This is a genomic window from Massilia sp. Masssp94 (assembly GCF_059491305.1).
On the sequence record NZ_CP168501.1, the window covers coordinates 5,398,812 to 5,425,248 of the forward strand.

Below are 26,437 nucleotides of genomic sequence, written 5' to 3' on the forward strand. Positions count from 1 at the left end.
TCGAACTGCTTACTGCGCCGACGGTGCGTTCAACGCGGTCCGGCAGATCCGGGCCGCTTGCAAGCCCAGCCAGGCAGCGTTCGTCCAGAAGAAGACGTAAGGCAGGGCGACGAGGGCGACGCCGGCCGTCCGCGCGTAGAACGACAGCAGGATCGTGACCGCGCCGCAGAATGAGGCGAGCACGAACGCCGCGCTATGCCGTGCAGCCGTTTCCGACGTGCCGGCCGCGAAGCCGATCAGCAGCGCGATGGCGAGGCAGATGGCGATGACGGCGGTCGAGGCGATCCCGGAAAAGCTGTTGTGGAGGCGGGCAAGAACGACGACGGTCGCGAGGTATCCACCCAGGAAAACGGTAAGTTGGCGTAATTTCATTGGAACTCAGGCAAGCTGTGCCATCGTCGGCAGAAAATGCGACGATGCGCGAATGCCACAAGTATACATGCACTCAGGAAAACCTGCCGCGGCCTCGAACATTACTGCAGTAAAGGGATTCCCTGCAATTTGTCTGGATTCCGCACTACATATATACGCGAAATGGTGCCGTCGTGAATGCAAAACGACTGCACGGATTCGACTTTCCCATCGATGTAACGAACCAGTCCCGGTTCGCCGTTCACACGTGCCATCTTGTAGACAACCCGATCGCGGAACGCATTGTCAACCGCCCAATACAGCCCTGCTACGCGTCCTGTCCCGATGAGGACCTTGTGCAGGGACTCCACTTTTCCTCCGCCGTCCGCCCGGAATTCGACATCGGCCGACAGGAGCGTCTTCATCGCAGCGCGATCGGCGTTGGCGGCCGCCTGCATGAATTGTTCGAGGACGACGCGATGCATCGACTTCGAGACCGTGAAACGCGGACTCTCCTGGCGTATCCGTTCCTGGGCGCGGTGGACCAATTGCCTGCACGCGGCTTCGCTTTTGCCAAGCATGGCCGCGACGTCACCATAATCCTGGTCGAATACTTTGCGCATCAGGAATGCGGCCCGCTCTTCCGGCGTGAGCCGTTCCAGCACCCAGAGCATGGCGACGGAGACATCGCTGGCCAATTCGGCAGCGGCCTCGGGCGTGTCTTCGACGATCTCGACGACGGGTTCCGGAAGCCACCAGCCGGTGTAGGCGTCACGCTCGGTTTTCCGGCTGCGCAGGCGGTCGATCGACAGTCGCGTCGTGATGGTCACCAGCCAGGCCTCGGCCGACCTGACGTCGTCACGCACGCTTGCGCTGTACCGCAGCCAGGCGTCCTGGACGACGTCTTCTGCGTCGGCGCGCATGCCGAGCATACGATAGGCAATCAGGAAAAGACGTGGGCGTAATGCTTCGAACACAAGCAGGTCGGCAGACTTCATGGCTACCCCAGGGACTTGAACAATACTGACTAGACGATCCGGCACCGACCGTTGTGACGGATCCGTCCGGTGTGTCACGGCGGCGCGCGGTCGCACGTCTTGTGGAAAGCGGCGGGCAGGGTTGCCAACCGCATGACCAATCACCGCATGAAAGGAAAACGCACGATGAATCGCGCAAACTGGTTTCAAGTGTCGCAGGAAGGCGCCAAGGCGCTGGGAGCACTCCACCATTACGTAACGACGGGCTCGGGTCTGGAACCGGGACTCATACACCTTGTTTTCCTCAGGACGTCCCAATTGAATGGTTGCGCACATTGCATCGACGTCCATACCCGCGATCTCATCAAACACGGGATGTCCGTCGACAAGATTGTACTGGTGCCGGTATGGGAAGAAGCCGCCTATCTGTTTTCGGACGAGGAACGGGCGGCCCTGGCGTGGACGGAGGAAGTGACGCGCGTGAGCGAGACCCATGCATCGGACGCGGCCTACGCGGCGGCATTGGCCGCGTTTGGAGAACAGGCCCTGGTCGAACTGACGATCGTGATCGCGGCCATGAACGCGATCAATCGCATGGGCATCAGCTTCCGGTTGAAACCGCGCGCAAAGGCCTGAAACGGCGCCGGTGCCGACGGACCGTCAGCGCTGCGGACATGGCGCGGGCAGCACCGCGACGGTACCCGCGTAACCGTCCGGCAGCACCAATGACAGGCAGGTGCACGCCGCCAGCAGGGGTTCGTCGCAGCCCCCCCATTCCGCTAGCGCCAGCCCCCGGCATTTGAGCCTGGCTTCGCGCTCGCTCCACGCGCGCGCGAACGCGGGCACGCCGGCCAGCGTCGCCGCGGCCGCCGGGCCGAGATAGTCGCGGGCGACGGCTTGCCAGTCCGGGACGTCGGTGACCTGCATAACGTCGATGCCGACGGCGCCGCCATCCAGCCGCAGGGCCGCCACGGACAGGTCGCCGTCGTGGCTGATCGACAGCGCGACGCGGCGGCCATCGTCGAGCAGCGCCCAGGGCGCCTCGCCCGGCGCACCACACAGCCGGATCGACGACGGCGAGAGCCCGCTCGCCTGCGCCAGCGCGGCCAGCAGCGCCGAACGGATCGTGCGCCGGGCCGTCGCGCGGTCAGGTTGCCCGCGCACGCCGACGACGTGCATGGCCGCGTCGAAAGGCGCGTCCGCGAATCCGCCGCCGTCCCACCAGCGCACGGGCAATGCGCGATCCATCACACGCGCTGCGGCGCCGCCGGCAACCCGTTCCAGCTCGTCGCGGCCGGAATGTGCTCGCCCTTCATGACAAGGGTCAGCGGCCCGATGCGGGCATTGTCCCCGACCTTCGCGCTGTACAGCACGGCGCTGCGCGGGCCCAGGTACACCTTGCTGCCGATGTCGACGTGATCGATCTTCATCACCCGGTCTTCGAACAAATGGGTCTGCGGACAGGACAGCGCGTTCAGCTCGCTATGGTCGCCGATCGTCACGCAGTCGAATTCCGTGATGTCCGTCGTGTCCATGTAGACGCCGCGGCCGATGCGGCAGCCGAGCAGGCCGAACGCGACCGGCAGCCAGGGCGTGCCGCGCAGGTAGCGCATGAAGTTGGGCACGGCGATGCCTTCGTACATGTTCGTGACGCCTTCGGACAGCCAGACGAACGGCGTCCACATCGGCTCGGCCCGCTTCTTGTAGCGGCCCAGCAGCAGCCATTTGAACGCGAGCACGAACAGATAGTTGCCGATGCCGTAGGCGAGGCTGATCAGGGCGAGGTCCCAGATCACTTCGCCCCAGCGGCCGGCCCCGGCGATCGGCATCAGGTCCAGCACGACCGTGTAGCCGACGGCGATGACGACCGCGTGCGGCGCGACGATGCGGAACGCTTCCACGAGCGCGCGGCCCAGGCGGCGCGCCGGCGACGGGCGGTAGGTCAGGTGTTCCGGGTAGCCGCTGACCTGTTCGCGCGCGGGCAGGTGGATCGGCGGCGAGCCGAGCCACGTGTCGCCGCCCGTCATACGCTCGTTCGCGGGCGCATGCGTGTGCACGCCCACAAGGACGCCTTCCGGCAGCACGGTGCCGTCCGGGATGTAGCTGCCGTTGCCGACGAAGCTGCGGTTCGAGACGACCGTCGCTTCCATCGTCATCCAGCCGCCGTCGATCTGCTCGTCGCCCAGCATGACGGCGTCGGCGATGAAGGTCTCGTCGCCCAGCGTCAGCATGTCGGGGACGACGCCCAGCGCCGTCGAGATCTCGGCGTCGCGGCCGACCTTCGCGCCCAGCAGGCGGTACCAGAACGGCGCGAACACGGTCGCGTAGATGCCGTGCAGGACGTTCAAACTCGATTCCTGGATATGGCTCACGAGCCATTTCTTACAGTACGCGTTGCTGTGCACGGCCGAGCGCCCCGGCATCATGCGGGGCAGGAAGCCCCAGCGGATGGCGGCCGACACGAGCATCGTCAGCGCGATCAGCACGGCGGACGCGGGCAGTGCCAGCACGAAGTAGCGCAGCAGCTGGCCCTGGATCGAGTTCTGCGCGAGGATCGGCAGGGTGCCCCGTTCGTCGAACCAGTCGATCAGCACGAAGCTGGGGAACACGGGCATGAAGAACAGCGTGGCGACGAGCAGCATGCCGAACACGAAGAACAGGGCTTCGCCGGCGAGGCGGGCACGGCTGACGCGCGGGCGCGGCGGCAGGGTCGACGGGTCGAACGCGCCGGCGTCGCGCGCGGGCGAGCCGTTCCAGACGCGGCCGGCGGGGACAATCCCTCCATCCGGCAGCGCGGATTGTCCCTCCAGGTGGCCGCGCCGGCCCACCTGCGTATTGCCTTCCAGGATCGCGTACGACGACACGCAGGCGTCGTCGTCGAGCGCGATGCGGCCGAGGATCAACCGGCCCCGTTCCACGCGCGCGTTCTCGAAGTTGACGGCATTGCCGATGCTGACGTTGGCGCCGATGGCGAGCAGGTCGGGCGCGCGGATCGTCAGCGAGCCGATCACGACGTCATGCCCGATCTTCGCGCCCAGCAGGCGCAAATACCAGCCGTACAGCGACGAGCCGGCCAGCAAATAGGTCGGGGCCGCCTCGACGAGGCGGTCCGCGAGCCACCAGCGGAAATAGGTCGCGCCCCACAGCGGATACACGCCGGGTTTCAGGCGGCCCGCGACGAGCCACTTGCCCCCGATGGCGAAGACGAATTCCAGCAGGGTCGCGAGCAGGAACACGACTATCGACGCGGCGATGGCACGCGCCACGGAGTCGCCCGGGTCGCCCGTGAAGAAGTGGTACGTGAAGAACGGCGCCAGCCATTGGGCCATGCGCAGCGTGATCAGCACGGGCACGGTCGCCAGCTGGGCGATGCCGCACAGCCAGCGGCGCGCTTCCGACGGCGGCGTCCAGTCGGGCTCGACGGCGGCCGTGCCGGCGGCCTGGTCCAGGCTCGAGGCGATGGCGCCGATCTGGCGTTGCGAATAAATGTCGCGCACCGTGACGTGGGCGAAGCGCGGGTCGGCGCGCAGTGCCGCGGCGAGGCGGGCGGCGAAGAACGAGTGGCCGCCCAGGTCGCTGAAAAAGTCCAGTTCGCGGCGGATCGGCTGGCCCGGGAACAATTTCTCCAGCGCGGCGAACAGCGCTTCCTCGCCCGGCGTTTCCGCCACGTCCGATTCGGCCGGATCGCTCGGTAGCGGGGCCGACAGGGCCATCGCCTTCAGCGCCTTGCGGTCGATCTTGCCTGACGTCAGGCGCGGCATCACGGACAGCTGTTCGAAGCGGCTCGGCACCATGTACGGCGGCAGCTTCCCGGACAGCGCGCGGCGCAACGTGGCCGGTGCGAGCTGTTCCCGCGTCGCGCCGGCGGCCGGCACGAGGTAGGCGACGAGGCGGTCGATGCCGTCGTCCTTGCGCAGCAGCACGGCTGTCGTGCCGACGCCGTCCTGTTGCGCGAGCTGGGCCTCGATCTCGCCCAGTTCCACGCGAAAACCCCGGATCTTGACCTGGTCGTCCGTGCGGCCCAGGCACACGACCTGGCCGTCCGGCTCGATGCGCGCGAGATCGCCCGTGCGGTACAGGCGCGGATCGTCCGGTCCCGCGCTCCACGGGTTCGGGAGGAATTTCTCGGCCGTCAGGTCGGGGCGGCCGAGGTAGCCGGCCGACAGGCCCGGGCCGACGATGCACAGCTCGCCCGTGTCGCCGCGCGGCAGCAGTTGCAGGCCCTTGTCGGTCTCGGTGGAAATGACCAGCAAACCGTAGTTCGGCAGCGGCGTGCCGATCGTGATCAACCGGCCCGGCTCCAGGCGCGCGAGGCTGGCCGACACGGTCGCTTCCGTGGGGCCATACGTGTTGAACATCTGGCGGCCCGGCTTCGAAAAACGCTCGACCACCGTTTCCGGACACATTTCTCCGCCCAGGTTAATGATGCGCAGGCTGGGCACGTCGTCCGCGAACAGGGCGAGCAGGGTCGGCACCGCGTGCAGTACGGTGACGCCATTCTCCGAAAGCAGGCGCGGCAGCGCCTCCGGATCGCCGGCCGTCTCCTTCGGCCCGAGCCACAAGGTGGCGCCGACGAGGTAGGAAATCCAGATTTCTTCGAACGACATGTCGAAGGCGACCGAAAAGCCCTGGTAGACGCGGTCGGTGGCCTTGACGCCCAGCACTTCGTTCTCGCTGCGCAGGAAGTGGCAGATGCTGCGCTGGTCGATGAGGATGCCTTTCGGCTTGCCCGTCGAGCCCGACGTGTAGATGACGTAGGCGGGGGCGTCGCCGTCGACCTTGCTCCGGCGGCGCAGTTCGTAGCCGTCGGGCGCGGGCGCCAGCAGTGTTTCGGCGGTGTGGATCGGTTGCGTCACGGTGCCGAGACGGTCGCGCATGCGCTCGCTGCTCACGAGGGCAGGGGAGCCGGCGTCGTCCATGCACACGAGCAGGCGCTCGACGGGCGTGTCCTCGTCGACCGGCAGCCAGGCGGCGCCGGCCTTGGCGATCGCCGCCTGCATGACGAGCAGGTCGATGCCGCGCGGCATCCACAGGCCGACGATATGGCCGGGCCGGATGCCCGCGTCGATCAGGCGCGACGCGGCCAGGCTGGACAGGGCGTCGAGCTCGCGATACGTGAGGCGGCGGTCGCCGGCGATGAGGGCCGGCTGGTCCGGTGCGCGTGCCGCGCTTGCTTCCAGCAGGTCGGCCAGGATCTCGTCGCGCAACAGCTCGGGCTGGTGCGGGCCGTACAGGACATCGGGGTGCCGTGTCAGAGGAGAGATATCGTTCATCGACGGCTATCTTGGGGTTGGTTGAATTTCATCAAGACACAAAATGCAAACCTGGCAGCCACATCCGCGCAGGGTACTCCATTTTAACGGCCGGGCGGCGCATGTGTTCATTACGCCCGTGTTCATCAGCCAATCCGTCATTTTTGATCTGGATCAAGGATTTAGGCGGACCAGATTTCATAAAATTTCCAAAAAACAATATTTCCTCACTAAAAGCCAGGAGCCACGCTTGCGTACCAACCTACCCGTCACGGGCATCGAATACCCGGTGCATGACGGCCAGTCCATCGTGTCCAAGACGGACACCAAAGGCCGCATCACCTACGTCAACCCCACGTTCATCGAAGTCAGCGGTTTTACCGAAGATGAGCTGATCGGCAAGGCCCATAACATCGTCCGCCACCCGGACATGCCGCCTGCGGCGTTCGCCGACCTGTGGCAAACGCTGCAGGCGGGCGAACCGTGGACAGGACTCGTGAAAAATCGTCGAAAAAATGGCGATTTCTACTGGGTCGTGGCAAACGTCGTGCCCATCAAGCAGGAAGGGACGACGGTGGGCTACATGTCGGTCCGCACCCGTCCCGCGCGCGACCAGGTCGAACGCGCCGAAGCGATCTATCAACGCCTGCGCGACGGCCGGGCCGAGGGGCTCGCGCTCCGCCGCGGCGCCGTCGTCCGCACCGCGTGGTGGGCGCGCCTGCTGGACCTGCGCACCTTGCCGCTGGGCCGGCGCCTGGGCGTCATGATGTGCACGCAGGCGCTGCTGATGGGCGTGCTGGCCTGTGCCACCCAGGCCTGGGGCTGGCGCCTGCTGGCGCTGGCCGGGGCGGCGCTGACCCTGCTGGCCTGGGCCGAGCTGCACCGGTCCATCGTGGCGCCCATGCACCGGGCGCTGGAGGCCGTCCACGCGCTGGCCGGGGGCGATCTGTCGCGCCCGCCCGCACGGGGACGCGACGACGAGATGGGCCGCCTGCTGCTCGCGCTGCGCCAGTTGAACATCAACCTGACGGCGATCGTCGGCGACGTGCGCACGGGCGTCGGCGCGATCCATGCGGCCACGCGCGACATCGCGACGGGCAACCACGACCTCGCACGCCGCACGGAGGCGCAGGCCGCGAGCCTGGAGCAGACTGCCGCGAGCCTCGCCCACATCGCGGCCAAGGCGGGCCAGAACACGGACGGCGCCGAGCGCGCCGACAACCTGGTCGGCGAAGCCTCCCGGGTGGCGGGACGCGGCGGCGCGGCCGTGCTGGAAGTCGGCACGACGATGGGCCAGATCAGCGGCTCGGCCACGCGCATCGTCGACATCATCGGCCTGATCGACGGCATCGCGTTCCAGACCAACATCCTGGCGCTGAATGCCGCCGTGGAAGCGGCGCGCGCGGGCGAACAGGGGCGCGGGTTCGCCGTCGTGGCGGGCGAAGTCCGCAGCCTGGCCCAGCGCTCGGCGGGCGCGGCGAAGGAAATCAAGGCGCTGATCGAGGATTCCGTGCACCAGGTCGGGCAGGGCAACGAGCTCGTCGACGCGGCGGGCCAGACGATGCGCCAGGTCGTGGGCGCCGTGCAGGACGCGGCCGCCATCATGGGCGACATCACGGCGGCGTCGCGCGCGCAGAACGAGGGCATCGCGGAAGTGAATGGGGCGATGGTCGAGCTCGACGGCATCACGCGCGAGAACGCGGCCCTCGTGGAGGAGTCGGCCATGGCGTCCGCCAGCGTGGCGGAGCAGGTGGGCCATCTGGGACAGGTATTGTCGGTTTTTAAACTTGGACGTCGGTAACACACTGGCCTCGGTGATTTTTGATGCAAGTCAAGGATTTTGCGACCCCGCCTCAATAGACTCATCTTGTATGTTCACGCCGCAGGCCCAGGAGTTTCCCCGATGTTAGATGCAGTTTCCGCATTCCAGCCCGTCGTCGAGTTCGACGCGGACCTGATCGCCCGGCTGAGCCGCAACGGTCCCCGCTATACGTCGTATCCGACGGCGGACCGCTTCACGGAATCGTTCGGCTACCGCGATTTCCTGCACGCCGTGGCGGACCTGCGCACGCGCGGCGGCGGCAAGCCGCTGTCGCTGTACCTGCACATTCCGTTCTGCGACACCGTCTGCTATTACTGCGCCTGCAACAAGATCGTCACGAAGAACCGCGAGAAGGCGGCGACCTATCTCGCTTACCTGAAACGCGAAGTCGAGATGCAGGGACGCCTGTTCGCCGGCATGAACGAGGTCGAGCAGCTGCACTTCGGCGGCGGCACGCCGACTTACCTGTCGGACGCGCAGATGGCAGACCTGATGGCGCACCTGCGCCGCTGCTTCCGTTTCGCGCCGGATGCCGTCGGCGAATACTCGATCGAGATCGACCCGCGCACCGTATCGGCGGCGCGCGTGCACGGCCTGCGGCGCCAGGGGTTCAACCGCATCAGCGTCGGCGTGCAGGACTTCGATCCGGACGTGCAGCGCGCTGTCAACCGCATCCAGCCCGAGGCCGCGACGCGCGCCATCATCGCGGCTGCGCGCGATGCGCATTTCCGCTCCGTCAGCATCGACCTGATCTACGGCCTGCCGAAGCAGACGCCGGCCACGATGCGCACGACGCTCGACAAGGTGATCGATGCGGCGCCGGACCGCATCGCCGTGTACCACTACGCGCACCTGCCGCACCTGTTCAAGCCGCAGCGCCGCATCATTGAAGCGGACATGCCCGACAGCGACACGAAGCTGCGCATGCTCCAGCTGTGCATCGAACGCCTGACGGCCGCGGGCTACGTGTATATCGGCATGGACCATTTCGCCCGGCCAGACGACGACCTCGCCGTCGCGCAGCAGCAGGGCCGTCTGCACCGCAACTTCCAGGGCTATTCGACGCATGCCGACGCGGACCTCGTCGCATGCGGCGTGTCCGCCATCGGCGCGGTCGGGGCCACATACAGCCAGAACGTCAAGACGCTGGACGCCTATTACGATGCGCTCGACCGCAACGAGCTGCCGGTGGCGCGCGGTGCGCGGCTGTCGATGGACGATGCGCTGCGCCGCACGATCATCCAGAAGCTGATGTGCCAGTTCGAGCTGTCGATCAGCACCATCGAACTCGCGTTCCCGATCGCGTTCCACGCCTATTTCGCCCGCGAGATGGCGCAGCTGGCGGAACTGGAGCGCGACGGCCTCGTCGAACTCGCGCCGGACTGGATCAGCGTCACGTTGAAAGGGCGCCTGCTGATCCGCAACGTGTGCATGGTGTTCGACCGCTATCTCGCCACGCGCGGCCCGGCCGCGCATTCCAGGACGGTGTGACCCCATGAACGTCGCGCTCCTTCCCGTCTTCGTGGTAGGCCTGCTGGGCAGCGTCCACTGCGCCGGCATGTGCGGCGGGATCGTGGGCGCGCTGTCGGTGGCGCCTTCCGTCGGACGGGTCATCCCCGTGCGGGTAGCGACCAGGCGGGCGCCCGTCGCCAACGTCCTTGCCTACAACGCGGGGCGGATCGGCAGCTACATGGTCGCGGGCGGGCTGGCCGGCGGCTTCGCACAAGGCGCGCAGGCGCTCGCCAGACTGCCGGCGCTGCAGGCAGGCGCGTACTGGCTCGCGAACCTGATGCTGGCCGCGCTGGGCCTCTACCTGATGGATGCGTGGCGCGGCCTCGCGCGCCTGGAGCAGGGCGGCCGCTTCGTGTGGCGCGGCGTGCAGCCCCTGCTGAAAAGAGTCGGGCCGCTGGACCGGCCCGCGCGCATGTTCGTCGCGGGCGGCCTATGGGGCTGGCTGCCGTGCGGGATGGTCTACAGCGTCCTGGTCACCGCGATGCTGAGCGGTTCCGCCCTCCACGGCGCACTCGTGATGCTGGCGTTCGGCCTCGGCACCCTGCCGATGCTGCTCGGCCTGGGCCTGATGGGCGCGCGCCTGCGCGGCTGGCTCGCGAGCCCGCGCGTGCGGGTCGCGTGCGGCGTCCTCGTGCTGGGCTTCGGCCTGCTGGGCCTCGCGCGCGCGGCCGGCGGCCTGCCGCACGGCTGGGTGCAGGAGATCTGCGTCGCACCTGGAGCCGGCGCATGAGCGCGGCCGTCCTCGGCACCGCCGCGTGCTGGCACTGCGGCCAGCCGGCACCGGCCGCGAGTCCGTGGTCGGCCGTCGTCGACGGTGAACGCCGCACCATGTGCTGCCCCGGCTGCGCCGCCGCCGCGCAGACGATCGCGGACGCCGGCCTCGCCGACTATTACGACAACCGCACCGAATTCGCCGCGCGCATCGGGGATGACGCCGGCCTGGCCGCCCTGCGCGCATACGACGACGCGGTCGATGGGGACGATGTCGTCTTCACCATCGAAGGCATGCGCTGCGCCGCGTGCGTGTGGCTCATCGAACGCCGCATGAACGCGCTGCCCGGCGTGACGGACGCGCTGCTGAACGTGGCGACGGAGCGCCTGCGCGTGCGCCGCGATCCCGCCGTGGCGAAGGCCAGCGACATCATCGCGGCACTGCGCGCGATCGGCTACACGGCGTATCCGCTCGATGCGGAGCGCCAGGCGGCCCACCTCGAACGGGAGCGCAAGACACTGTTCCGCCGCCTGTTCGTGGCGGGCATGGCGATGATGCAGGTGATGATGTACGCCGTCCCCGTGTACCTGGCGACGGACGGCACGATGGATGCCGACATGCGCGCGCTGATGCACTGGGCCGCGCTGCTGCTGACCGTGCCGGCCGTCGCGTACTCGTCGTGGCCGTTCCTGGCAGGTGCCTGGATGGACTTGCGGCGCGGCGTTGCGGGCATGGACGTGCCGGTGGCGCTGGGCATCCTGGCCGCATCCGCCGCCAGCGTCGTCGCGGTCGTGCGCGGACACGGCGACGTGTACTTCGATTCGATCACGATGTTCGTGTTCCTGCTGCTGGGCAGCCGCTACCTGGAGCTGGACGCGCGCCGGCGCGCCGCGCGCGCGCTCGAGGGCCTGCAGCGTGCAGGGCCCGCGACGGCGCAGCGCTTCGTCGACTTTCCGGGCGCGCGCGCGATGGACACCGTCCCCGCCGGCGCGCTCGTGCCGGGCGACGTCGTGCTCGTGCCGCCCGGTCAGGCCGTGCCGGCCGATGGCGTCATTCTGGAAGGCGACACGGAAGTCGACCTCGCGCTGCTGACGGGCGAGAGCCGCACGCGCGCGCTGGGGCCGGGCGCGCCACTGCCCGGCGGCGCGGTCAACGTCGCGCAGGCGATCGTCGTGCGCGTGACGAGCAGTGCGCGCGACAGCACGCTGGCGCTGCTGGTGCGCCTCGTCGAGCGCGCCGGGCAGGACAAGCCCGCGCTGGCGTTGTGGGCCGACCGCGTCGGCGCGTGGTTCGTGCTCGCGCTGCTGGTGCTGACGGTCGTCGTGTGCGCGGGCTGGTATCTCGTCGATCCGGCGCGCGCGTGGCCGGCGGCGATCGCGGTGCTCGTCGTGTCGTGTCCGTGCGCGCTGTCGCTGGCGACGCCGACGGCGCTCGCCGCCGCCACCGACCGCCTGCTGCGTAGAGGCGCGCTGGCCGTCAAGCCGCATGTGCTGGAAACACTGGGCCGTGCGACGCACGTCGTGTTCGACAAGACGGGCACGCTGACCTACGGCCACCCCGTGCTGCGCCAGACGGTAACGTTCGGCGGCGCGAGCCGGCGCATGGCGCTGCAGCTGGCCGCCGCGCTGGAAGCGGGCAGCGCGCATCCGCTGGCGCAGGCGCTCCGCGACGCGGCCGGGCCGGCCGCGCTGGTCGCGAACCTGGTCAACCAGGTCGTCGGCAAAGGCATCGAGGGCGAGATCGGCGGCCGCCGTTACCGTCTCGGCAACGCCGCGTTCGTGGCCGGCATCGCGCGCGGCGGCGTCCCGGGCGGCCAGCCGGGCGGCGTCACGGCTGTGTGGCTGGGCACCACATCCGGCTGGGTCGCGCGCTTCGACCTCGTCGACGACATCCGGCCGGAGGCGCGCGACGTCGTGGCCGGCCTGCGCGCGGCCGGCAAGACGGTCGTGCTGCTGTCCGGCGACGACGACGAGGCCGCGCAGGACGTCGCCATGCAGCTCGGCATCGCGCACGCGCTGGGCCACCAGTTACCCGAAGATAAACTGACCGTCGTGCGCGGCCTGCAGCGCGAGGGCGCCGTCGTGGCGATGGTCGGCGACGGCATCAACGATGCGGCCGTGCTGTCGGGTGCCGATGTGAGTTTCGCGATGGGGCAGGGCGCGCAGCTGGCGCAGCTGCACGCCGACTGCGTGCTGCTGGGTGAGGGCCTGCGCCCGCTGGCGGCCGCGCTGGACACGGCGGCGGACACCTTGCGCGTGATCCGCCAGAACCTGGGGTGGGCGATGCTGTACAACGTGGCGGCGATTCCGGCGGCGGCGAGCGGCCTGCTGAATCCGTGGCTGTCGGGCGTGGGGATGGCCGCGAGTTCGGCGCTCGTGGTGCTCAACGCGGCACGGCTGAGGAGGGAGTCATAATGGAAGCCTTGTATTTGCTGGTGCCGCTGAGCGTGATGCTCGTTGCGTTCGCAGTGTGGATCTTTTTCGGCGCGGCGGACAGCGGGCAGTTCGACGATCTGGAGGGACCGGCGTTGCGGATTCTCAGCGACGACGATTGACGGACTCCGTCGTTCCCGCGCAGGCGGGAACCCATGCTGAAGATCAGCATTCAGTACGTCGGAAACACCCGGGCGGATCTCGGCGTTCGACTTCAGAGGCTCAGTATGGGTCCCCGCGTGCGCGGGGACGACGTTACATGCTCGGCCCGCGGCCCGTCCGCTGTTCCTTCTCGATCCGCTCCTGGCACGCGGTGCGGGTCTTCTTCGGGGCGGCGGACAGCGGGCAGTTCGACGATCTCGAAGGGCCGGCGTTGCGGATTCTCGGCGACGACGATTGACGGACTCCGTCGTTCCCGCGCAGGCGGGAACCCATGCTGAAGATCAGCATTCAGTACGTCGGAAACACCCGGGCGGATCTCGGCGTTCGACTTCAGAGGCTCAGTATGGGTCCCCGCCTGCGCGGGGATGACGGTGATCCGCGCAAGCGAAGGTATTACATGCTCGGCCCACGGCCCGTCCGCTGTTCCTTCTCGATCCGCTCCTGGCAAGCGATACACGTCCGCACCGTCGGCGTCGCCAGCAACCGCGCTTCCGGAATATCGCGCCCGCACGACTCGCAGATCCCGATCGCGCCCGATTCCAGGCGCCCGATCGCCGCGTCGATCTCGTGCAGCAGGTTCGCTTCGTGTTCGGCCAGGTGTTCCTCGTTATGGCTGAGCATCTCGCCCGCCGGCGCGTCGTCGTTCTGGCCCATATGGGCATTCGGCGAGATCGCCGGGCGGTCGTCGGTATCGCCATCCGTGCGCGCACGCACGGCGGCCAGCGCATCCTCGCGCGCCTTGTGCAGGCGCTGGCCGAGTTGCTCGTGGAGTTTAGGTGAAATTGGCGGCATGGTCCTCGTCCTCTTCGTTGTGAGCGTCATGTTTGACGCACTTCATATCGTCCGTTCAAAACGCCAGTCTGCTTTCAGCAACATCGAGGAAGAAGCCGGCTCCTTCCTTGGACCCAATCTGGAATTTTTGATTCACATCAAGGATTTGGAACCCCCAGGAAACCTACCCTGACGGTGTCGTCTTTCTTATTCTTCAGGGAGTGCACCTTGGACAGCAGTCTAAACTATAACTACAAGATCGTGCGCCAGTTTGCCGTCGCAACTGTCGTCTGGGGCGTGATCGGCATGCTCGCGGGCGTGTGGATTGCCGCGCAGCTCGCCTGGCCGGCATTGAACTTCGATATCCCGTGGCTCACGTACGGCCGCCTGCGGCCGCTGCACACGAACGCGGTGATCTTCGCGTTCGGCATCTGCGGCCTGTTCGCCACGTCGTACTACGTCGTGCAGCGCACCTGCCAGGTGCGGCTGTTCTCCGACCGGCTGGCCGCCTTCACGTTCTGGGGCTGGCAGGCGGTGCTCATGGCGGCCGCCATCACGCTGCCGCTGGGCTTCACGCGCGGCAAGGAATACGCCGAGCTGGAATGGCCGATCGCCATCCTGATTGCCGTCGTGTGGGTCGCGTACGCCGTCGTCTTCTTCGGCACCATCGTCAAGCGCCGCGTGCAGCACATCTACGTCGCCAACTGGTTCTTCGGCGGCTACATCCTCGCGGTGGCCATCCTCCACATCGTCAACGGCATGTCGATGCCCGTCACGCTGTTCAAGTCGTACTCGATGTACGCCGGCGTGCAGGACGCGATGATCCAGTGGTGGTACGGCCATAACGCCGTCGGTTTCATCCTCACGGCCGGCTACCTGGGCATGGTCTACTACTTCATCCCGAAGCAGGCCGAGCGTCCGGTGTACTCGTACCGCCTGTCGATCGTGCACTTCTGGGCCCTGATCTTCACCTACATGTGGGCCGGTCCGCACCACCTGCACTACACGGCGCTGCCCGACTGGACGCAGTCGATCGGCATGGTGTTCTCGCTGATCCTGCTGGCGCCGTCGTGGGGCGGCATGATCAACGGGATCATGACCCTGTCCGGCGCGTGGCACAAGCTGCGCTCGGACCCGCTGCTGAAATTCATGATCGTGTCTCTGTCGTTCTACGGTATGGCCACGTTCGAAGGCCCGATGATGTCGATCAAGACGATCAACTCGCTGTCGCACTACACGGACTGGGGCATCGCCCACGTGCACGGCGGCGCGCTGGGCTGGGTCGGTTTCATCACGATGGGTTCCCTGTACTACCTGATCCCGCGCCTCGCCGGCAAGAAGCAGATGGCCAGCATGGCGCTCGTCGAGACGCACTTCTGGCTCGGCACCATCGGCATCGTGCTGTACATCGCCGCGATGTGGATCGCCGGCGTGATGCAGGGCCTGATGTGGCGCGCCGTGAACCCGGACGGCACGCTGACCTACACCTTCGTCGAAGGCGTCAAGGCGACGTATCCGTACTACGTGATCCGTTTCGGCGGCGGCCTGATGTACCTGACCGGCATGTGCCTGATGGCGTACAACACGTGGCTGACGATGCGCGGCACGAAGTCCGTCGACGCGCGCATCCCCGCACTGCCTTCGCATGGCACGACGCATGCGGTCCCGGAACACGCCTGATAGAACACGCAGGAGCATAACCATGAAATTCACCCATGAGTGGATCGAGAAGAACCCCTGGCTGCTGATCGGCCTCGTGCTGGTCGTGGTCTCGTTCGGCGGCCTCGTCGAGATCGTGCCGCTGTTCTTCCAGCATTCGACCACCGAACCCGTCGCCGGCCTGAAGCCGTATTCGCCGCTGCGCCTCGCGGGCCGCGACGTCTACATCCGCGAAGGCTGCTACAACTGCCACTCGCAGATGATCCGCCCGTTCCGCGCCGAGACGGAGCGCTACGGCCATTATTCGGTCGCGGGCGAATTCGTCTACGACCACCCGTTCCAGTGGGGCTCCAAGCGCACCGGCCCCGACCTGGCGCGCGTCGGCGGCCGCTACTCGGACGAGTGGCACCGCACGCACCTCGACAACCCGCGCGACGTCGTGCCGGAATCGAACATGCCCGGCTATCCGTGGCTCGCCACGGCGAAACTGGACCCGCAGTCGATCGTGCCGAAGATGCGCGCGATGCAGCGCCTGAACGTCCCGTACACGGAGCAGGACATCAAGGACGCGCCGGCGCAGCTGGCCGACAAGACCGAGCAGGACGCGCTGGTCGCCTACCTGCAGGGTCTCGGCACGCAAATCAAATCGAGGAATTGAGATGGCCATCCAACATATATTCGACGACGCGAGTCGCGTGATGACGGTCGTGAGTTTCACCACCTTCCTGGGCATCCTCGCCTGGACCTTCCTGCTGCGCAAGGAACCGGATTTCGCCGCGACGGCCGCGCTGCCCTTTGCCGATGAAGAAGTGGAGGACGACTATGTCTGACTTCACGAGCGGTTTCTGGAACTGGTACATCGTCCTGATCACGGTGCTGGGCATCGCGGGCTGCGCGATCCTGCTGTGGTCGCAGTCGCGCCACAAGGTGCGCCTGGACGAACACGGCCAGCCCGAAAAGACGACGGGCCACGTGTGGGACGAGGACCTGACGGAACTGAACACGCCGATGCCGCGCTGGTGGATGTTCATGTTCTACCTGACGATCCTGTTCGCCATCGGCTACCTGGTGCTGTATCCGGGCCTCGGCAGCTATGCGGGCCGCCTCGGCTGGCAATCGGCCGGCGCGTACAGGCAGGAACTGGCGAAGGCCGATGCCGACTACGGCCCCCTGTTCGCGCAATACCTGAAGCGCGACCTCAAGGACGTGGCAGGCGATCCGCAGGCCCACGCCATCGGCGAGCGCCTGTTCCTCACGTACTGCGCGCAATGCCACGGCTCGGATGCGCGCGGCAACAAGGGCTACCCGAACCTGACGGATACCGATTGGCTGTACGGCGGGGAACCGTCGGTGATCAAGGAAACGATCATGAAGGGCCGCAACGGCCAGATGCCGCCGATGGGGGCGGCGCTCGGCTCGGACAACGACGTGGAAAACGTCGCGCACTACGTGATGAGTCTCTCCGGCGCGCCGGCCGACCCGATCAAGGTCGCCTTCGGCAAGCCGAAGTTCGCCGCCTGCGCCGCATGCCACGGCCCCGACGCGCACGGCAATCCGATGCTGGGCGCGCCGAACCTGACCGACAAGGTATGGCTGTACGGCGGCAGCGCGGAGACGATCATGGAGACGATCCGCAAGGGCCGCAACAACACGATGCCCGCGTGGGGCGAATTCCTCGGCGAAGGCAAGGCGCACGTGCTGGCCGCCTACGTCTGGTCGCTGTCCAACACGCCGGGCACGCCCCGCGAGGTGGCGGCAAAATGAACGCGCGCGCGCCCAAGGAGGCGGTCATCAAGATGTACGCCAGGCGCGAGGACATCCATCCGCGCGAGGTGAAGGGCCCGTTCGCCACCCTGCGCTGGGCCTGCGTCTGGCTCACGCAGGCGCTGTTCTACGGCCTGCCGTGGCTGTCCATGCACGGCCGCCAGGCCGTGCTGTTCGACCTGGGCGCGCGCAAGTTCCACCTGTTCGGCCTCGTGCTGTGGCCGCAGGATTTCATCTATCTCGCGGGCCTGCTGATCATCTGCGCGTACGGCCTCTTCCTCGTGACCGCCGTGGCGGGGCGCGTGTGGTGCGGCTATGCCTGCCCGCAGACGGTCTACACGGAGATCTTCCTGTGGATCGAGCGCCGCATCGAAGGCGACCGCAGTGCGCGCATCCGCCTCGACCGCCAGCCGTGGACACTGGAAAAGCTGGGCAAGCGCGGCGCCAAGCACCTCGCCTGGGGCACGGTCGCGCTGTGGACGGGCTTTACCTTCGTCGGCTATTTCACGCCGATCCGCGCGCTGGGCGACGCGGTGGCGCACCTGGGCCTCGGCCCGTGGGAAGCGTTCTGGATCCTGTTCTACGGCTTCGCCACGTACGGCAATGCGGGCTGGATGCGCGAGCAGGTGTGCAAGTACATGTGTCCGTACGCCCGCTTCCAGAGCGCGATGTTCGACCGCGACACGCTGATCGTCAGCTACGACACGGCGCGCGGCGAACCGCGCAAGATGGAACGCAATGCTGCGCGCGACAGCGCAAACGGTGGCGACCGCCGAGGCGACTGCATCGACTGCTCGCTGTGCGTGCAGGTCTGCCCCGTCGGCATCGACATCCGCGACGGCCTGCAGTACGAATGCATCGGCTGCGCTGCCTGCATCGACGCCTGTTCCGGCGTGATGGACAAGGTAGGCAGGCCCCGTGGCCTGATCCGCTATTCGACCGAGAACGCACTCGCCGGCGGCTGGAACGCGAAGCAGATCCGCGCCCGCCTGCTGCGCCCGCGCACGCTCGGCTACGGCCTCGTGTTCGTCCTGATGGCGGCGGGCCTGGGCACCGCGCTGGCGCTGCGCACGCCGCTGAAGCTGGACGTGATCCGCGACCGCGGCTCGATGGGCCGCGAAGTCGAAGACGGCAAGATCGAGAACGTGTACCGCCTGCAGCTGATGAACACGGGCGAGCGTCCGCACCTGTTCCACATCGGCGTCTCCGGCATCCCGTCGGCCGCGATCGCCGACGAAGACCTCGTCGAGCTCGACGGCGCCTCCGCGCGTGCGGTGCCCCTGCGCGTGCGCGTGGACCATGGCGCCGCACGCACGGGATCGAATGCGCTGACGTTCACCGTGACGGCGCAGGACGATCCGGCACTGCGCGTGACCGAGAAGGCCGTCTTCATCGTGCCGCGCTGAACTAATAAGGATAGAACATGCACGCGACTCCGACTCCCTGGTACACCCACCGCTGGCCGTGGCTCCTGATGCTCGGACCGGCGACCGTGCTGGCCGGCGGCGGCTACGTGGCCTGGCTGGCCGCCGGCCACCCGGACGCCCTCGTCGTCGACGACTATTACAAGCAGGGCAAGGCCATCAACCAGGACCTGCGCCGCGACCGCGCGGCGACGGCACTGGGCCTGTCGCTGCGGGCGGAATACGATCCGCGCGCGGGCACGCTGGCCGGCCGCCTGGCGGGACAAGCGGCGCCGTTCACCATCTACCTCGCGCATCCGACCCTGCCGCGGCGCGACCTGCGCGTGTTCGTGAAGCCCGCGCCGGACGGCTCGTTCAGCGTCGCGCTGCCGGACCTGGAGCGCACGCACTGGCAGGTCGTCGTGGAAGGGGCGTTGCGCGACTGGCGGCTGGCCAAGGGGTGGGATGGCGTGCGGGCGCTGGAGATCGTCGCGGACGAGCCCTGAGCGGACTCACAGCGCCTGGCCGAGGCGCTGTTCCAACTGGCCGCGGTAGGTGCGGCTGACCTTCGTCCGCCCGCCGTGCTTCAGCACCACGTCGAACTCGCCGTGCGACAGCGGTTCGAGGCGCAGGATGCTTTCGAGATTCACGATGGCCGAGCGGTGGATGCGCACGAAGTGGGCGGGATCCAGCTTGTCGGCCAGCACATGGATCGGTGACCGGTACAGCAGCGCCTTGCCGCCGACGTACAGGTTGACGTAGACGCCGACGGCTTCGATCCAGTCGATGTCCGTCGTCTTGACGATGTGCGTGGCGCCCGCGGTTTTTACCACCAGCCGGTCCCAGCGCGGCGGTTCTTCGGCTGGACGGTGTTCTTCCAGCCGCGCGAGGACGCGCCGCATGGCCGCCTCGAAGCGTTCGTCGCTGAACGGCTTCAACAGATAATCGAGGGCGCTGGCCTCGAACGCGCGGACCGCATACTGGTCGTAGGCGGTGACGAAGACGGTGACGGGCATGCGGCCGGCACCGACGGTGCCGACGACGTCCAGGCCGGACGGCCCTGGCATCTGCATGTCCAGGAAGACGGCGGCGGGGCGATGCTCGGCGATCATCCGCACGGCCGCCGCGCCGTCCCCGGCTTCGAGCACCTCGCCGACCCCGTCTACCCTGGCCAGCAGGTCGACGAGACGCCGCCGCGCCGGCGCTTCATCGTCGACGACGAGTATCTTCAATGGACTGGCGGGCGGCATGCGCGGCATCTCCTCGTTCAAGTCAGGGGCAGGACGATCGTCGCTTGCGTGCCGCCGCCGGGATGGGGCGCGATGGCGAACACGCTGGCACCGGACGGGTACATGGCCGCCAGGCGGTCGCGCGTCACGCTGATGCCCAGTCCGCGCGCGGCGTCCATCGTCCAGCCGGGCGGCAGCCCGACGCCGTCGTCGGTCACGCGGATCTCGACCTGGTCGCCCACGCGCCGCGCCGACACGTCGACCTTGCCGCCGGACGCGCGGACCGCAATGCCGTGGCGGATCGCGTTTTCCACCAGCGGCTGCAACAGCAGCGACGGGACGCGCGTGTGCGCCACGTCGGGCATGACGGACACCGTGACCGCCAGGCGCTCGGCGAAGCGCATCCGGTGCAGTGCGAAGTAATGCTCGAGGAACTCGACTTCGTCGGCCAGGCTCACCTCACTCCGGTTCCGGGTGTCGAGCGTGAAGCGCAGCAGGTCGCCCAGGTGCTCGATCATGCGGCGGGCCACCCTCGGCTCGTGCTCGACGCACGCGGAAATGCCGTTCAGCGCGTTGAACAGGAAGTGCGGATCGAGCTGGGTGCGCAGCGTGTTCAACTGGGCTTCGAGAAAGCCGCGCTGCAAGCGCTCGATCTGCAATGCGTCGACGAGCACCCGCCGATAGTATTTCAGGCCGGTCAGCGCACCGATGATGACGCAGTACACGAGCATCGCCCAATAGAACCAGTCGAGCAGGCCCAGGGGCTGGCTCCAGGGATCCCAGTCGAGCAGGCCGAGCCGGTCTTCCACGGCCGCCGCCGTCAGGACGTACAGCGCCGTCAACGCCAGCCCGCACACGGCATGGGTAGCCAGCAGGGGCAGGGCGCGCCGGAACGTCGCGGCCAGGCGGTCGTGCAGGCGCCTGATAAGCGGCGTCAGCGCGCCCCACAGCCAGCAATTGATGGTGACGGACAGCAGCGCGCTCCAGCCGGCGCCGCGCAGGATGTACGGCAGCGCGAACACGCCGCCGGCGGCCGTGCAGGCCAGGATTGCGACGACATAGCGTGAGGTGCGTTGTTTCACTGGTTGATCGTTGACGTGTAAGCGACCCGCGCACGGGGACGGGGCGCCGCCCGTTCGATGGGCGCCGCAACCGTCTCGCAACAGCGGAATCCGGACTGTGACAAAGCCATTGTAAATACCTATTGCACTCCGGCATTCTACCCAAAAAAACGGAGACCTCAACCTATGCCCCCGATGAAATCCCATTACGAAGCCCTCGATGGCCTGCGCGGTACGGCCGCGCTCTGCGTCCTCATGTTCCATTTCTGGGAAATGATGGTGCCCGACATCGCCCACAACCCGATGGGCCATGCCTTCCTGGCCGTCGATTTCTTTTTCGCGCTGTCCGGATTCGTTCTCGGCCACGCCTACGACGCGCGCCTGGCGCCGCACGCCGCGCCCCGCGAGGCGCTGTCCCTGTCCGGGTTCTTCAAGCGCCGCCTGATCCGCCTCCATCCGATGACGCTGGCGGCGCTGGCGATCAGCGTGACGGTGTACCTGCTCGATCCGTTCGTCGGCGACACCCAGCGCATCGGCGAAAAGATCTCGCTCGCGGCGTTCGCAGGCACGATCGCGCTGAGCGTGCTGTTGCTGCCGACGCCGAACGTGCCGAACAGCTTCGGCGAAACGCATTCGCTGAATGGGCCGTGCTGGACGCTGTTCCAGGAATACATCGCCAACGTCCTGTACGGCGTCTTCGGGCACAGATTGACCCGGCGCCTGCACGTGGGCCTGTGCGTGCTGAGCGCCGTCGCGCTGGTGTGGACGGCGCATCATTTCAATGACCTGAGCCACGGCTGGGGATGGGCCGATTTCTGGGCCGCTCCGGTGCGCCTCGCCTGTCCATTCCTGGCCGGGCTGCTGGTGTACCGGACGGGGTTCCGGCTGGCGGTGCCGCAACCGTTCGTCGTCCTGTCGCTGGTGCTGGCCGCGATCTTCGTGGCGCCCCAGATGGGCACCTGGAACGGCCTGTTCGAAGCGGCCTGCGTGATCGTCGTGTTCCCGCTGGTCCTGGCCGCGGGTGCGGGCGTGACCCGGACCGAGGGCGCGATCGGCGCACTGTGCCGGTTCATGGGCGAACTGTCCTATCCCGTCTACGTCGTCCACTACGCGTTCGTCTACCTGTTCGCGCACTGGAACTGGAATACGCATCCGGCGCCTGCGCGGGTGGCGCTGGTGGCGGCGGCATCGCAGATCGGTATCGTGCTTCTGGCGTACGCGTTGCTGCGCTGGTTCGACCGGCCGGTGCGTGCGTGGCTCACGCGGAAGTATGCGGGGCCGGTTCCCGTTTCCGCCGCGGTGGCTGAGGTAAACGCGTAACCCCGGCCCTCTTGCAGACTCATCCATGATAGATTGCCATCGCCAGGCTTACCGAGCCGGCGACTACCACTATCCATGGAAAAGAGAGAGATGCCCAAGAACCATCTTCACGCGCGCGCCCGCACGGCCGCCGCCATCGCCACCCTGTTCGTTCCCCTCGTCCTCGGCACCGCCGCGCCAAACATCGCGGCGGCCGCGCAAACCGCACAGGCGGTCAAACCCGACGCCGCCTTCGACACCTGGTCCGACCGTTTCGCCGCCGACTGGGTCCGCGCCAATCCGCAGCTCGCCACGTCGACGCAATACTTCGACGGCGCCGAGCAGGAAGCGCTGGATCGCCAGCTCACGCCGTTGACGGCCGCGCACCGCAAGAAGATGATCGCGCTGGCGCAGGCCGGCGTCGCGCGGCTCGATAAATTCCTCGCCGGACCACTGGGCGAAGAACAGCGCACGTCCGCGTCCGTGATGCGCTGGAGCCTGGCCAACACGGTCGCCAGCGCGCCGTACGAGGATTACCAGTTCGTCTTCAACCAGTTCGGCGGCACGCAGATCGGCCTCGTCAACTTCATGACGACGACGCATCCGCTGCGCCGCGCGTCCGACGTCGCCAGTTACCTGGCGCGCCTGGACCAGGTGGCCACGCGCATGGACGAAGCCCTCGCGCGCGCCCGCGCCGCCACGGGGCGTGGCCTGATCCCGCCCCGCTTCATCCTCGAGCGCGCGCAATACCAGGTCGACCTGTTCCTGAAGCCGGCGGCCGAGCAGAACGTCCTCGTGACGACGTTCGCCCAGCGCACCGAAAAGCTCGCGGACCTGGCGCCGGATGCGCGCGCCAACGCCATCGCCGACGCCACCCGCATCGTCGAGACGAAGATCCGCCCCGCGTACCTGCGCGTGCAGGCTTACATGGCGGAGCTGCACCCGAAGACGAACGACACGGCCGGCATCGCGCGCCTGGCGAACGGCGCGGCCGCCTACCAGCAGGCGCTGAAGACCTATACGAGCACGAATTTGACGGCGCAAGAGATCCACGCGATCGGCCTGCGCGAAGTGGCGCGCATCGAGGCCGAGATGGACAAGCACCTGCGCGCCCTCGGCTACGCGGAAGGCGGCATCGAAGAGCGCATGAAGCAGCTGGACGCGACGTTCCAGCCCAAGACCGCGGGGTTGGGTAACCCTGATCCGCGCCCCGAACTGCTGCAGCGCTATGCGGGCATCGTGCAGGACGCATTGAAACGCAGCGACGCGCTGTTCGACCTGAAGCCGCGCGCGCCGGTCGACGTGCGCCGCGAGCCGCCGCTGACGGAGCCGTCGGCCGCGGCGCATTATTCGCTGCCCGCGCCGGACGGCAGCCGACCCGGCATCTTCTGGGTGCCGATGCGCGGGCCGACGTTCGACGTGATCCGCATGCGCAGCCTGTCGTACCACGAGGCCGTCCCGGGCCACCACTTCCAGCTCGCGATCCAGCAGGAGCGCACGGACCTGCCGAAGTTCCGCGCCCAGCGCATCTTCGGCGGCGGCAGCGCGCACAGCGAAGGCTGGGCGCTGTATGCGGAGCGGCTCGCGGTGGAGCAGGGCTGGTACGAGGGCGACGTCCCGGGCCTGCTGGGCGCCCTCGGCTCGGAACTGTTCCGCGCGCGCCGGCTCGTCGTCGACACGGGCCTGCACACGAAGGGCTGGACGCGCGAGCAGGCGATCGCCTACGGCATCGGCGCGCAGGAAGTGGAGCGCTATGTCGCGTGGCCGGGCCAGGCGTGCGCGTACATGATCGGCATGCTGCGCATCATCGACCTGCGCGAGCACGCGAAGCAGGAACTGGGCGCGAAGTTCTCGCTGCCCGCGTTCCACGACGTCGTGCTGCGCAACGGTTCCGTGCCGCTGGACGTGCTGGGCGAGATCGTCGAGCGCTGGATCGCGGCGCAGAAGCGGGCTTAGAAGCAGGCCGCGTGATCAGAAGTTGTGGCGCATGCCGAGCACGTACGCCTTGAGCGTCGCGCCCGGCGTGGCACCCAGACCGTTGATCGCGAAGTCGTAGACCCCGTTCGCGCGGTTGTCCAGGCGCGTCGTGTACGCGTACAGGCTGCTGCGCTTGCTGAGCGTGTAGTCGTAGCCGAGCGTCGCATGCGTGGCGCCGGTGCCCGCGCCGGCGCGCACGAAGCCGATGCGCGTGCCGGCCGGCCCGCTCGCGTCGCCCGCGCGCGCGATGGCGATGCGGATGCCGTGCGGCCCCACCTGGTGCGACACCGACAGGTAGACGGCATTGCGCGCCAGCTCGCCGGCGCCCGTCCCGTATTTCAAACGTTCGGCGACGACGGCGATGCGCGTCTGCGGGAACTGGTAGGCGAGGGCGGCCTTCGCCCCCGTGTCGTCCAGGCCCGGTCCCTGGTACTCGTGGTGGCGTTCGCCCGCCAGTACGGCATACCACGGGCCCCGTTCGTAGATCGCGGCGGCCGACGTCAGCGACGGCTGCGCGCCGCTTGCCGGCTTTTCTTCGTTCAGGCCGTGCGTCACCCGCAGCGACAGGCCGTGCCAGGACGGGCTCCAGTAGTGAATCGAATTGGACTGGCGCCGGTCGAACGACGACTTGTCGCTGACGTTGTCCGCGTCCCCCGCGGATCCATTGCCCATGATGCTCATGTAGCCGGCCGTCGTCGGATAGAACGGGTCGAGGCCGGACGTGGCGCTGTTGTAGGCCGTCGTCCAGTGGCCCGCGAACAGCGTGCCCCACGTGCCGGCGAGGCCCACGCGGGTATCGCGTGCGGCGAGGGCGCCGGTGCCCGTGTCGGGCGACAGCGTGCCTTCGACCTGGAAGATGGCTTTCAGGCCGCCGCCCAGGTCTTCGCCGCCGCGGAAACCCAGCACGGAGCGGTTGTTCACGAGGCGCGTGAGGCCGGGGCCGGAGGACGCCGCCGCGTGTTCGAGGGCGACGTTGAGGCGGCCGTAGATCTGCACGGCGTTGTCTTGCGCGTGGACGGTGCCCGCGGCCAGCAGCATGGCGGCGGGGATTGACTTGATATGCATGGGGGATCTCCTTTGCCCGCATTGTCGATGCGGACGGGGAGACCGGGAACTACCGAAAGGTCAGGCCATCGGACTGCACTGCTCCGTCCCGGCCGCCATCGCCTTCAGGCGCGCCGGTTCGAGCAGCACGACCTCGCGCTTGTCGACCTGCACGAGCCCCAGCTTTTTAAAACGGGACAGCAGGCGGCTGATGCTTTCGATGGTCAGGCCCAGGTAGTTGCCGATGTCTTCGCGCGACATGCGCAGCTGGAAGCGCGTGGACGAATAGCCGCGCGCCGCGTAGCGGGCCGAGAGGTTGATGAGGAACACGGCGAAGCGCTGCTCGGCGCGCATGTTCCCCAGCAGGAGCATGACGTTCTGTTCGCGCGTGATCTCCTGGCTCATGATGCGGTGGAAGTGGCGCAGCAGCGCCGGCACCTGGCCGAACAGGTCCTGCAGGTTCCCGAACGGGATCTCGCACACTTCGCTGTCTTCCAGTGCGACGGCGTCGCAGTGGTGGCGGTCGGCGCTGATGGCGTCCATGCCGAGCAGCTCGCCGGCCATCTGGAAGCCCGTGATCTGCGCCTCGCCGGCCGCGTTGATCTGGTACGTCTTGAAGTGGCCGAAGCGCACGGCGTACAGGTTGCGGAACGGCTCTCCCATCTTGTACAGCGGTTCGTCGCGCTCCAGGCGGCGGCGCTTGCCGATGATCCGATCCAGGCGGTCGATGTCCGCGTCTTCCAGCCCCATTGGCAGGCACAGCTGGTGCATGCTGCAGGCCGCGCAACTGGACTTGAGTGCGGTGACGTTGACAGGGGGTGCGGACGTGGTATCAGCGGCAATCATGGCAAGTACCTTCGGGTGATGTCTCGATTATAGACGTGCAGCCCGACTGCAACGAGGGAATTTGTCCCGACGTTGGTTGCCTTGCCAACGAAATGTCGCGTGGACGTCAAGCGTGCGCGCCTTTGCGTTGTCAAGGATTACACTTCCCATGAATATTTGCCAAC

24 protein-coding genes are annotated in these 26,437 nt (G+C 67.7%); 15 read left to right on the forward strand and 9 right to left on the reverse strand.

Translation table 11 applies throughout. From position 1 onward, the window contains the following. Positions 1-9: 9 nt before the first annotated feature. Both ACEN9G_RS24010 and sigJ read right to left on the reverse strand, forming a co-directional pair. A complete protein-coding gene (locus ACEN9G_RS24010) occupies positions 10-372 on the reverse strand; it encodes a hypothetical protein (protein ID WP_413345018.1) in 363 nt (120 codons plus the stop codon). A 101-nt stretch (positions 373-473) separates the two neighbouring features. Next, positions 474-1,349 carry an RNA polymerase sigma factor SigJ gene (gene sigJ / locus ACEN9G_RS24015; RefSeq protein WP_413345020.1) on the reverse strand — a complete coding sequence of 292 codons (876 nt, stop codon included), beginning with the start codon at positions 1,347-1,349 and terminating at the stop codon, positions 474-476. Between the two features lie 165 nt (positions 1,350-1,514). Here sigJ and ACEN9G_RS24020 point away from each other — a divergent pair, with 165 nt between their 5' ends. Next, positions 1,515-1,964 (forward strand): carboxymuconolactone decarboxylase family protein, encoded by a 450-nt coding sequence (locus ACEN9G_RS24020; RefSeq protein WP_413345022.1) that lies wholly within the window; start codon positions 1,515-1,517, stop codon positions 1,962-1,964. 24 nt (positions 1,965-1,988) lie between these two features. Here ACEN9G_RS24020 and ACEN9G_RS24025 read toward each other — a convergent pair whose 3' ends face one another. Both ACEN9G_RS24025 and ACEN9G_RS24030 read right to left on the reverse strand, forming a co-directional pair. Beyond that, positions 1,989-2,576 carry a 4'-phosphopantetheinyl transferase family protein gene (locus ACEN9G_RS24025; RefSeq protein WP_483127065.1) on the reverse strand — a complete coding sequence of 196 codons (588 nt, stop codon included), beginning with the start codon at positions 2,574-2,576 and terminating at the stop codon, positions 1,989-1,991. After that, on the reverse strand, positions 2,576-6,601 hold the full coding sequence (locus tag ACEN9G_RS24030) for a Pls/PosA family non-ribosomal peptide synthetase (protein ID WP_483127066.1): 4,026 nt from the start codon (positions 6,599-6,601) through the stop codon (positions 2,576-2,578). Before ACEN9G_RS24030 ends, ACEN9G_RS24025 begins: the two co-directional genes overlap by 1 nt. Positions 6,602-6,830: 229 nt before the next feature. Here ACEN9G_RS24030 and ACEN9G_RS24035 point away from each other — a divergent pair, with 229 nt between their 5' ends. From ACEN9G_RS24035 to ACEN9G_RS24060, 6 genes are all read left to right on the forward strand, one after another. Next, complete coding sequence (locus ACEN9G_RS24035) at positions 6,831-8,381, forward strand: methyl-accepting chemotaxis protein (protein WP_413343341.1); 1,551 nt, start codon at positions 6,831-6,833, stop codon at positions 8,379-8,381. 102 nt (positions 8,382-8,483) lie between these two features. Next, on the forward strand, positions 8,484-9,893 hold the full coding sequence (gene hemN / locus ACEN9G_RS24040; protein ID WP_413343340.1) for an oxygen-independent coproporphyrinogen III oxidase: 1,410 nt from the start codon (positions 8,484-8,486) through the stop codon (positions 9,891-9,893). Positions 9,894-9,897: 4 nt separating this feature from the next. Continuing rightward, a complete protein-coding gene (locus ACEN9G_RS24045; RefSeq protein ID WP_483127067.1) occupies positions 9,898-10,644 on the forward strand; it encodes a sulfite exporter TauE/SafE family protein in 747 nt (248 codons plus the stop codon). After that, positions 10,641-13,040, forward strand: coding sequence for a heavy metal translocating P-type ATPase (locus ACEN9G_RS24050; protein WP_483127068.1), 2,400 nt, complete (start codon positions 10,641-10,643; stop codon positions 13,038-13,040). The genes ACEN9G_RS24045 and ACEN9G_RS24050 overlap by 4 nt, the downstream gene beginning before the upstream one ends. Beyond that, a complete protein-coding gene (ccoS, locus tag ACEN9G_RS24055; RefSeq protein ID WP_036240176.1) occupies positions 13,040-13,180 on the forward strand; it encodes a cbb3-type cytochrome oxidase assembly protein CcoS in 141 nt (46 codons plus the stop codon). The genes ACEN9G_RS24050 and ccoS overlap by 1 nt, the downstream gene beginning before the upstream one ends. Positions 13,181-13,317: 137 nt before the next feature. Beyond that, positions 13,318-13,458, forward strand: coding sequence for a cbb3-type cytochrome oxidase assembly protein (locus ACEN9G_RS24060; protein WP_413340851.1), 141 nt, complete (start codon positions 13,318-13,320; stop codon positions 13,456-13,458). A gap of 155 nt (positions 13,459-13,613) precedes the next feature. On the opposite strand, the gene ACEN9G_RS24065 is transcribed toward ACEN9G_RS24060, so the two are convergent. Beyond that, positions 13,614-14,012 carry a TraR/DksA family transcriptional regulator gene (locus tag ACEN9G_RS24065; RefSeq protein ID WP_413340850.1) on the reverse strand — a complete coding sequence of 133 codons (399 nt, stop codon included), beginning with the start codon at positions 14,010-14,012 and terminating at the stop codon, positions 13,614-13,616. Positions 14,013-14,219: 207 nt separating this feature from the next. Between ACEN9G_RS24065 and ccoN the strand changes: the two genes are divergently transcribed. Genes ccoN through ACEN9G_RS24095 form a run of 6 tightly spaced genes read left to right on the forward strand, consistent with a single transcriptional unit; the run spans position 14,220 to position 19,323 of the window. Beyond that, complete coding sequence (gene ccoN / locus ACEN9G_RS24070) at positions 14,220-15,671, forward strand: cytochrome-c oxidase, cbb3-type subunit I (protein ID WP_413340848.1); 1,452 nt, start codon at positions 14,220-14,222, stop codon at positions 15,669-15,671. Positions 15,672-15,693: 22 nt separating this feature from the next. Then, a complete protein-coding gene (gene ccoO, locus ACEN9G_RS24075; RefSeq protein WP_413340846.1) occupies positions 15,694-16,308 on the forward strand; it encodes a cytochrome-c oxidase, cbb3-type subunit II in 615 nt (204 codons plus the stop codon). Position 16,309: 1 nt separating this feature from the next. Further along, positions 16,310-16,480, forward strand: coding sequence for a CcoQ/FixQ family Cbb3-type cytochrome c oxidase assembly chaperone (locus ACEN9G_RS24080; RefSeq protein WP_413340844.1), 171 nt, complete (start codon positions 16,310-16,312; stop codon positions 16,478-16,480). After that, positions 16,473-17,414 (forward strand): cytochrome-c oxidase, cbb3-type subunit III, encoded by a 942-nt coding sequence (gene ccoP / locus ACEN9G_RS24085; RefSeq protein ID WP_413340842.1) that lies wholly within the window; start codon positions 16,473-16,475, stop codon positions 17,412-17,414. The genes ACEN9G_RS24080 and ccoP overlap by 8 nt, the downstream gene beginning before the upstream one ends. Then, positions 17,411-18,820: a cytochrome c oxidase accessory protein CcoG gene (ccoG, locus tag ACEN9G_RS24090; protein ID WP_483127069.1), complete on the forward strand. Its 1,410-nt coding sequence runs from the start codon at positions 17,411-17,413 to the stop codon at positions 18,818-18,820. The genes ccoP and ccoG overlap by 4 nt, the downstream gene beginning before the upstream one ends. A gap of 17 nt (positions 18,821-18,837) precedes the next feature. Beyond that, positions 18,838-19,323, forward strand: coding sequence for a FixH family protein (locus tag ACEN9G_RS24095; protein WP_440967800.1), 486 nt, complete (start codon positions 18,838-18,840; stop codon positions 19,321-19,323). Positions 19,324-19,329: 6 nt separating this feature from the next. Here ACEN9G_RS24095 and ACEN9G_RS24100 read toward each other — a convergent pair whose 3' ends face one another. Together ACEN9G_RS24100 and ACEN9G_RS24105 are read right to left on the reverse strand one after the other, a co-directional pair. Further along, entirely contained in the window at positions 19,330-20,067 is a 738-nt protein-coding gene (locus tag ACEN9G_RS24100) for a LytR/AlgR family response regulator transcription factor (protein WP_483127070.1), read from the reverse strand. Positions 20,068-20,084: 17 nt separating this feature from the next. Further along, complete coding sequence (locus ACEN9G_RS24105) at positions 20,085-21,128, reverse strand: sensor histidine kinase (protein WP_413340835.1); 1,044 nt, start codon at positions 21,126-21,128, stop codon at positions 20,085-20,087. Positions 21,129-21,293: 165 nt separating this feature from the next. On the opposite strand from ACEN9G_RS24105, the gene ACEN9G_RS24110 reads away from it, so the two are divergent. Beyond that, positions 21,294-22,427: an acyltransferase family protein gene (locus tag ACEN9G_RS24110; protein WP_483127071.1), complete on the forward strand. Its 1,134-nt coding sequence runs from the start codon at positions 21,294-21,296 to the stop codon at positions 22,425-22,427. 90 nt (positions 22,428-22,517) lie between these two features. After that, the gene (locus ACEN9G_RS24115; RefSeq protein WP_413340832.1) at positions 22,518-24,362 is read left to right on the forward strand and encodes a DUF885 domain-containing protein; all 1,845 of its coding nucleotides are present in this window, start codon (positions 22,518-22,520) and stop codon (positions 24,360-24,362) included. 15 nt (positions 24,363-24,377) lie between these two features. Here ACEN9G_RS24115 and ACEN9G_RS24120 read toward each other — a convergent pair whose 3' ends face one another. Both ACEN9G_RS24120 and fnr read right to left on the reverse strand, forming a co-directional pair. Beyond that, positions 24,378-25,448, reverse strand: a complete 1,071-nt coding sequence (locus tag ACEN9G_RS24120; RefSeq protein WP_483127072.1) for a porin — start codon at positions 25,446-25,448, stop codon at positions 24,378-24,380. Positions 25,449-25,508: 60 nt separating this feature from the next. Next, a complete protein-coding gene (gene fnr, locus ACEN9G_RS24125; protein WP_413345235.1) occupies positions 25,509-26,273 on the reverse strand; it encodes a fumarate/nitrate reduction transcriptional regulator Fnr in 765 nt (254 codons plus the stop codon). Positions 26,274-26,437: the final 164 nt, after the last annotated feature.

What these genes read in the sequence shown, in the direction of transcription:
- sigJ (WP_413345020.1), bottom strand. Translation starts at nt 1,349, where the DNA reads ATGAAGTCTGCCGACCTGCTTGTGTTCGAAGCATTACGCCCACGTCTT.
- ACEN9G_RS24100 (WP_483127070.1), bottom strand. Translation starts at nt 20,067, where the DNA reads ATGCCGCCCGCCAGTCCATTGAAGATACTCGTCGTCGACGATGAAGCG.
- fnr (WP_413345235.1), bottom strand. Translation starts at nt 26,273, where the DNA reads ATGATTGCCGCTGATACCACGTCCGCACCCCCTGTCAACGTCACCGCA.
- ccoS (WP_036240176.1), top strand. Translation starts at nt 13,040, where the DNA reads ATGGAAGCCTTGTATTTGCTGGTGCCGCTGAGCGTGATGCTCGTTGCG.
- ACEN9G_RS24110 (WP_483127071.1), top strand. Translation starts at nt 21,294, where the DNA reads ATGCCCCCGATGAAATCCCATTACGAAGCCCTCGATGGCCTGCGCGGT.
- ACEN9G_RS24115 (WP_413340832.1), top strand. Translation starts at nt 22,518, where the DNA reads ATGCCCAAGAACCATCTTCACGCGCGCGCCCGCACGGCCGCCGCCATC.
- ACEN9G_RS24080 (WP_413340844.1), top strand. Translation starts at nt 16,310, where the DNA reads ATGGCCATCCAACATATATTCGACGACGCGAGTCGCGTGATGACGGTC.
- ccoG (WP_483127069.1), top strand. Translation starts at nt 17,411, where the DNA reads ATGAACGCGCGCGCGCCCAAGGAGGCGGTCATCAAGATGTACGCCAGG.
- ACEN9G_RS24095 (WP_440967800.1), top strand. Translation starts at nt 18,838, where the DNA reads ATGCACGCGACTCCGACTCCCTGGTACACCCACCGCTGGCCGTGGCTC.
- ACEN9G_RS24050 (WP_483127068.1), top strand. Translation starts at nt 10,641, where the DNA reads ATGAGCGCGGCCGTCCTCGGCACCGCCGCGTGCTGGCACTGCGGCCAG.
- ACEN9G_RS24060 (WP_413340851.1), top strand. Translation starts at nt 13,318, where the DNA reads ATGCTCGGCCCGCGGCCCGTCCGCTGTTCCTTCTCGATCCGCTCCTGG.
- ccoO (WP_413340846.1), top strand. Translation starts at nt 15,694, where the DNA reads ATGAAATTCACCCATGAGTGGATCGAGAAGAACCCCTGGCTGCTGATC.
- ACEN9G_RS24120 (WP_483127072.1), bottom strand. Translation starts at nt 25,448, where the DNA reads ATGCATATCAAGTCAATCCCCGCCGCCATGCTGCTGGCCGCGGGCACC.
- ACEN9G_RS24065 (WP_413340850.1), bottom strand. Translation starts at nt 14,012, where the DNA reads ATGCCGCCAATTTCACCTAAACTCCACGAGCAACTCGGCCAGCGCCTG.
- ACEN9G_RS24010 (WP_413345018.1), bottom strand. Translation starts at nt 372, where the DNA reads ATGAAATTACGCCAACTTACCGTTTTCCTGGGTGGATACCTCGCGACC.
- hemN (WP_413343340.1), top strand. Translation starts at nt 8,484, where the DNA reads ATGTTAGATGCAGTTTCCGCATTCCAGCCCGTCGTCGAGTTCGACGCG.
- ACEN9G_RS24025 (WP_483127065.1), bottom strand. Translation starts at nt 2,576, where the DNA reads ATGGATCGCGCATTGCCCGTGCGCTGGTGGGACGGCGGCGGATTCGCG.
- ACEN9G_RS24030 (WP_483127066.1), bottom strand. Translation starts at nt 6,601, where the DNA reads ATGAACGATATCTCTCCTCTGACACGGCACCCCGATGTCCTGTACGGC.
- ACEN9G_RS24045 (WP_483127067.1), top strand. Translation starts at nt 9,898, where the DNA reads ATGAACGTCGCGCTCCTTCCCGTCTTCGTGGTAGGCCTGCTGGGCAGC.
- ACEN9G_RS24020 (WP_413345022.1), top strand. Translation starts at nt 1,515, where the DNA reads ATGAATCGCGCAAACTGGTTTCAAGTGTCGCAGGAAGGCGCCAAGGCG.
- ccoP (WP_413340842.1), top strand. Translation starts at nt 16,473, where the DNA reads ATGTCTGACTTCACGAGCGGTTTCTGGAACTGGTACATCGTCCTGATC.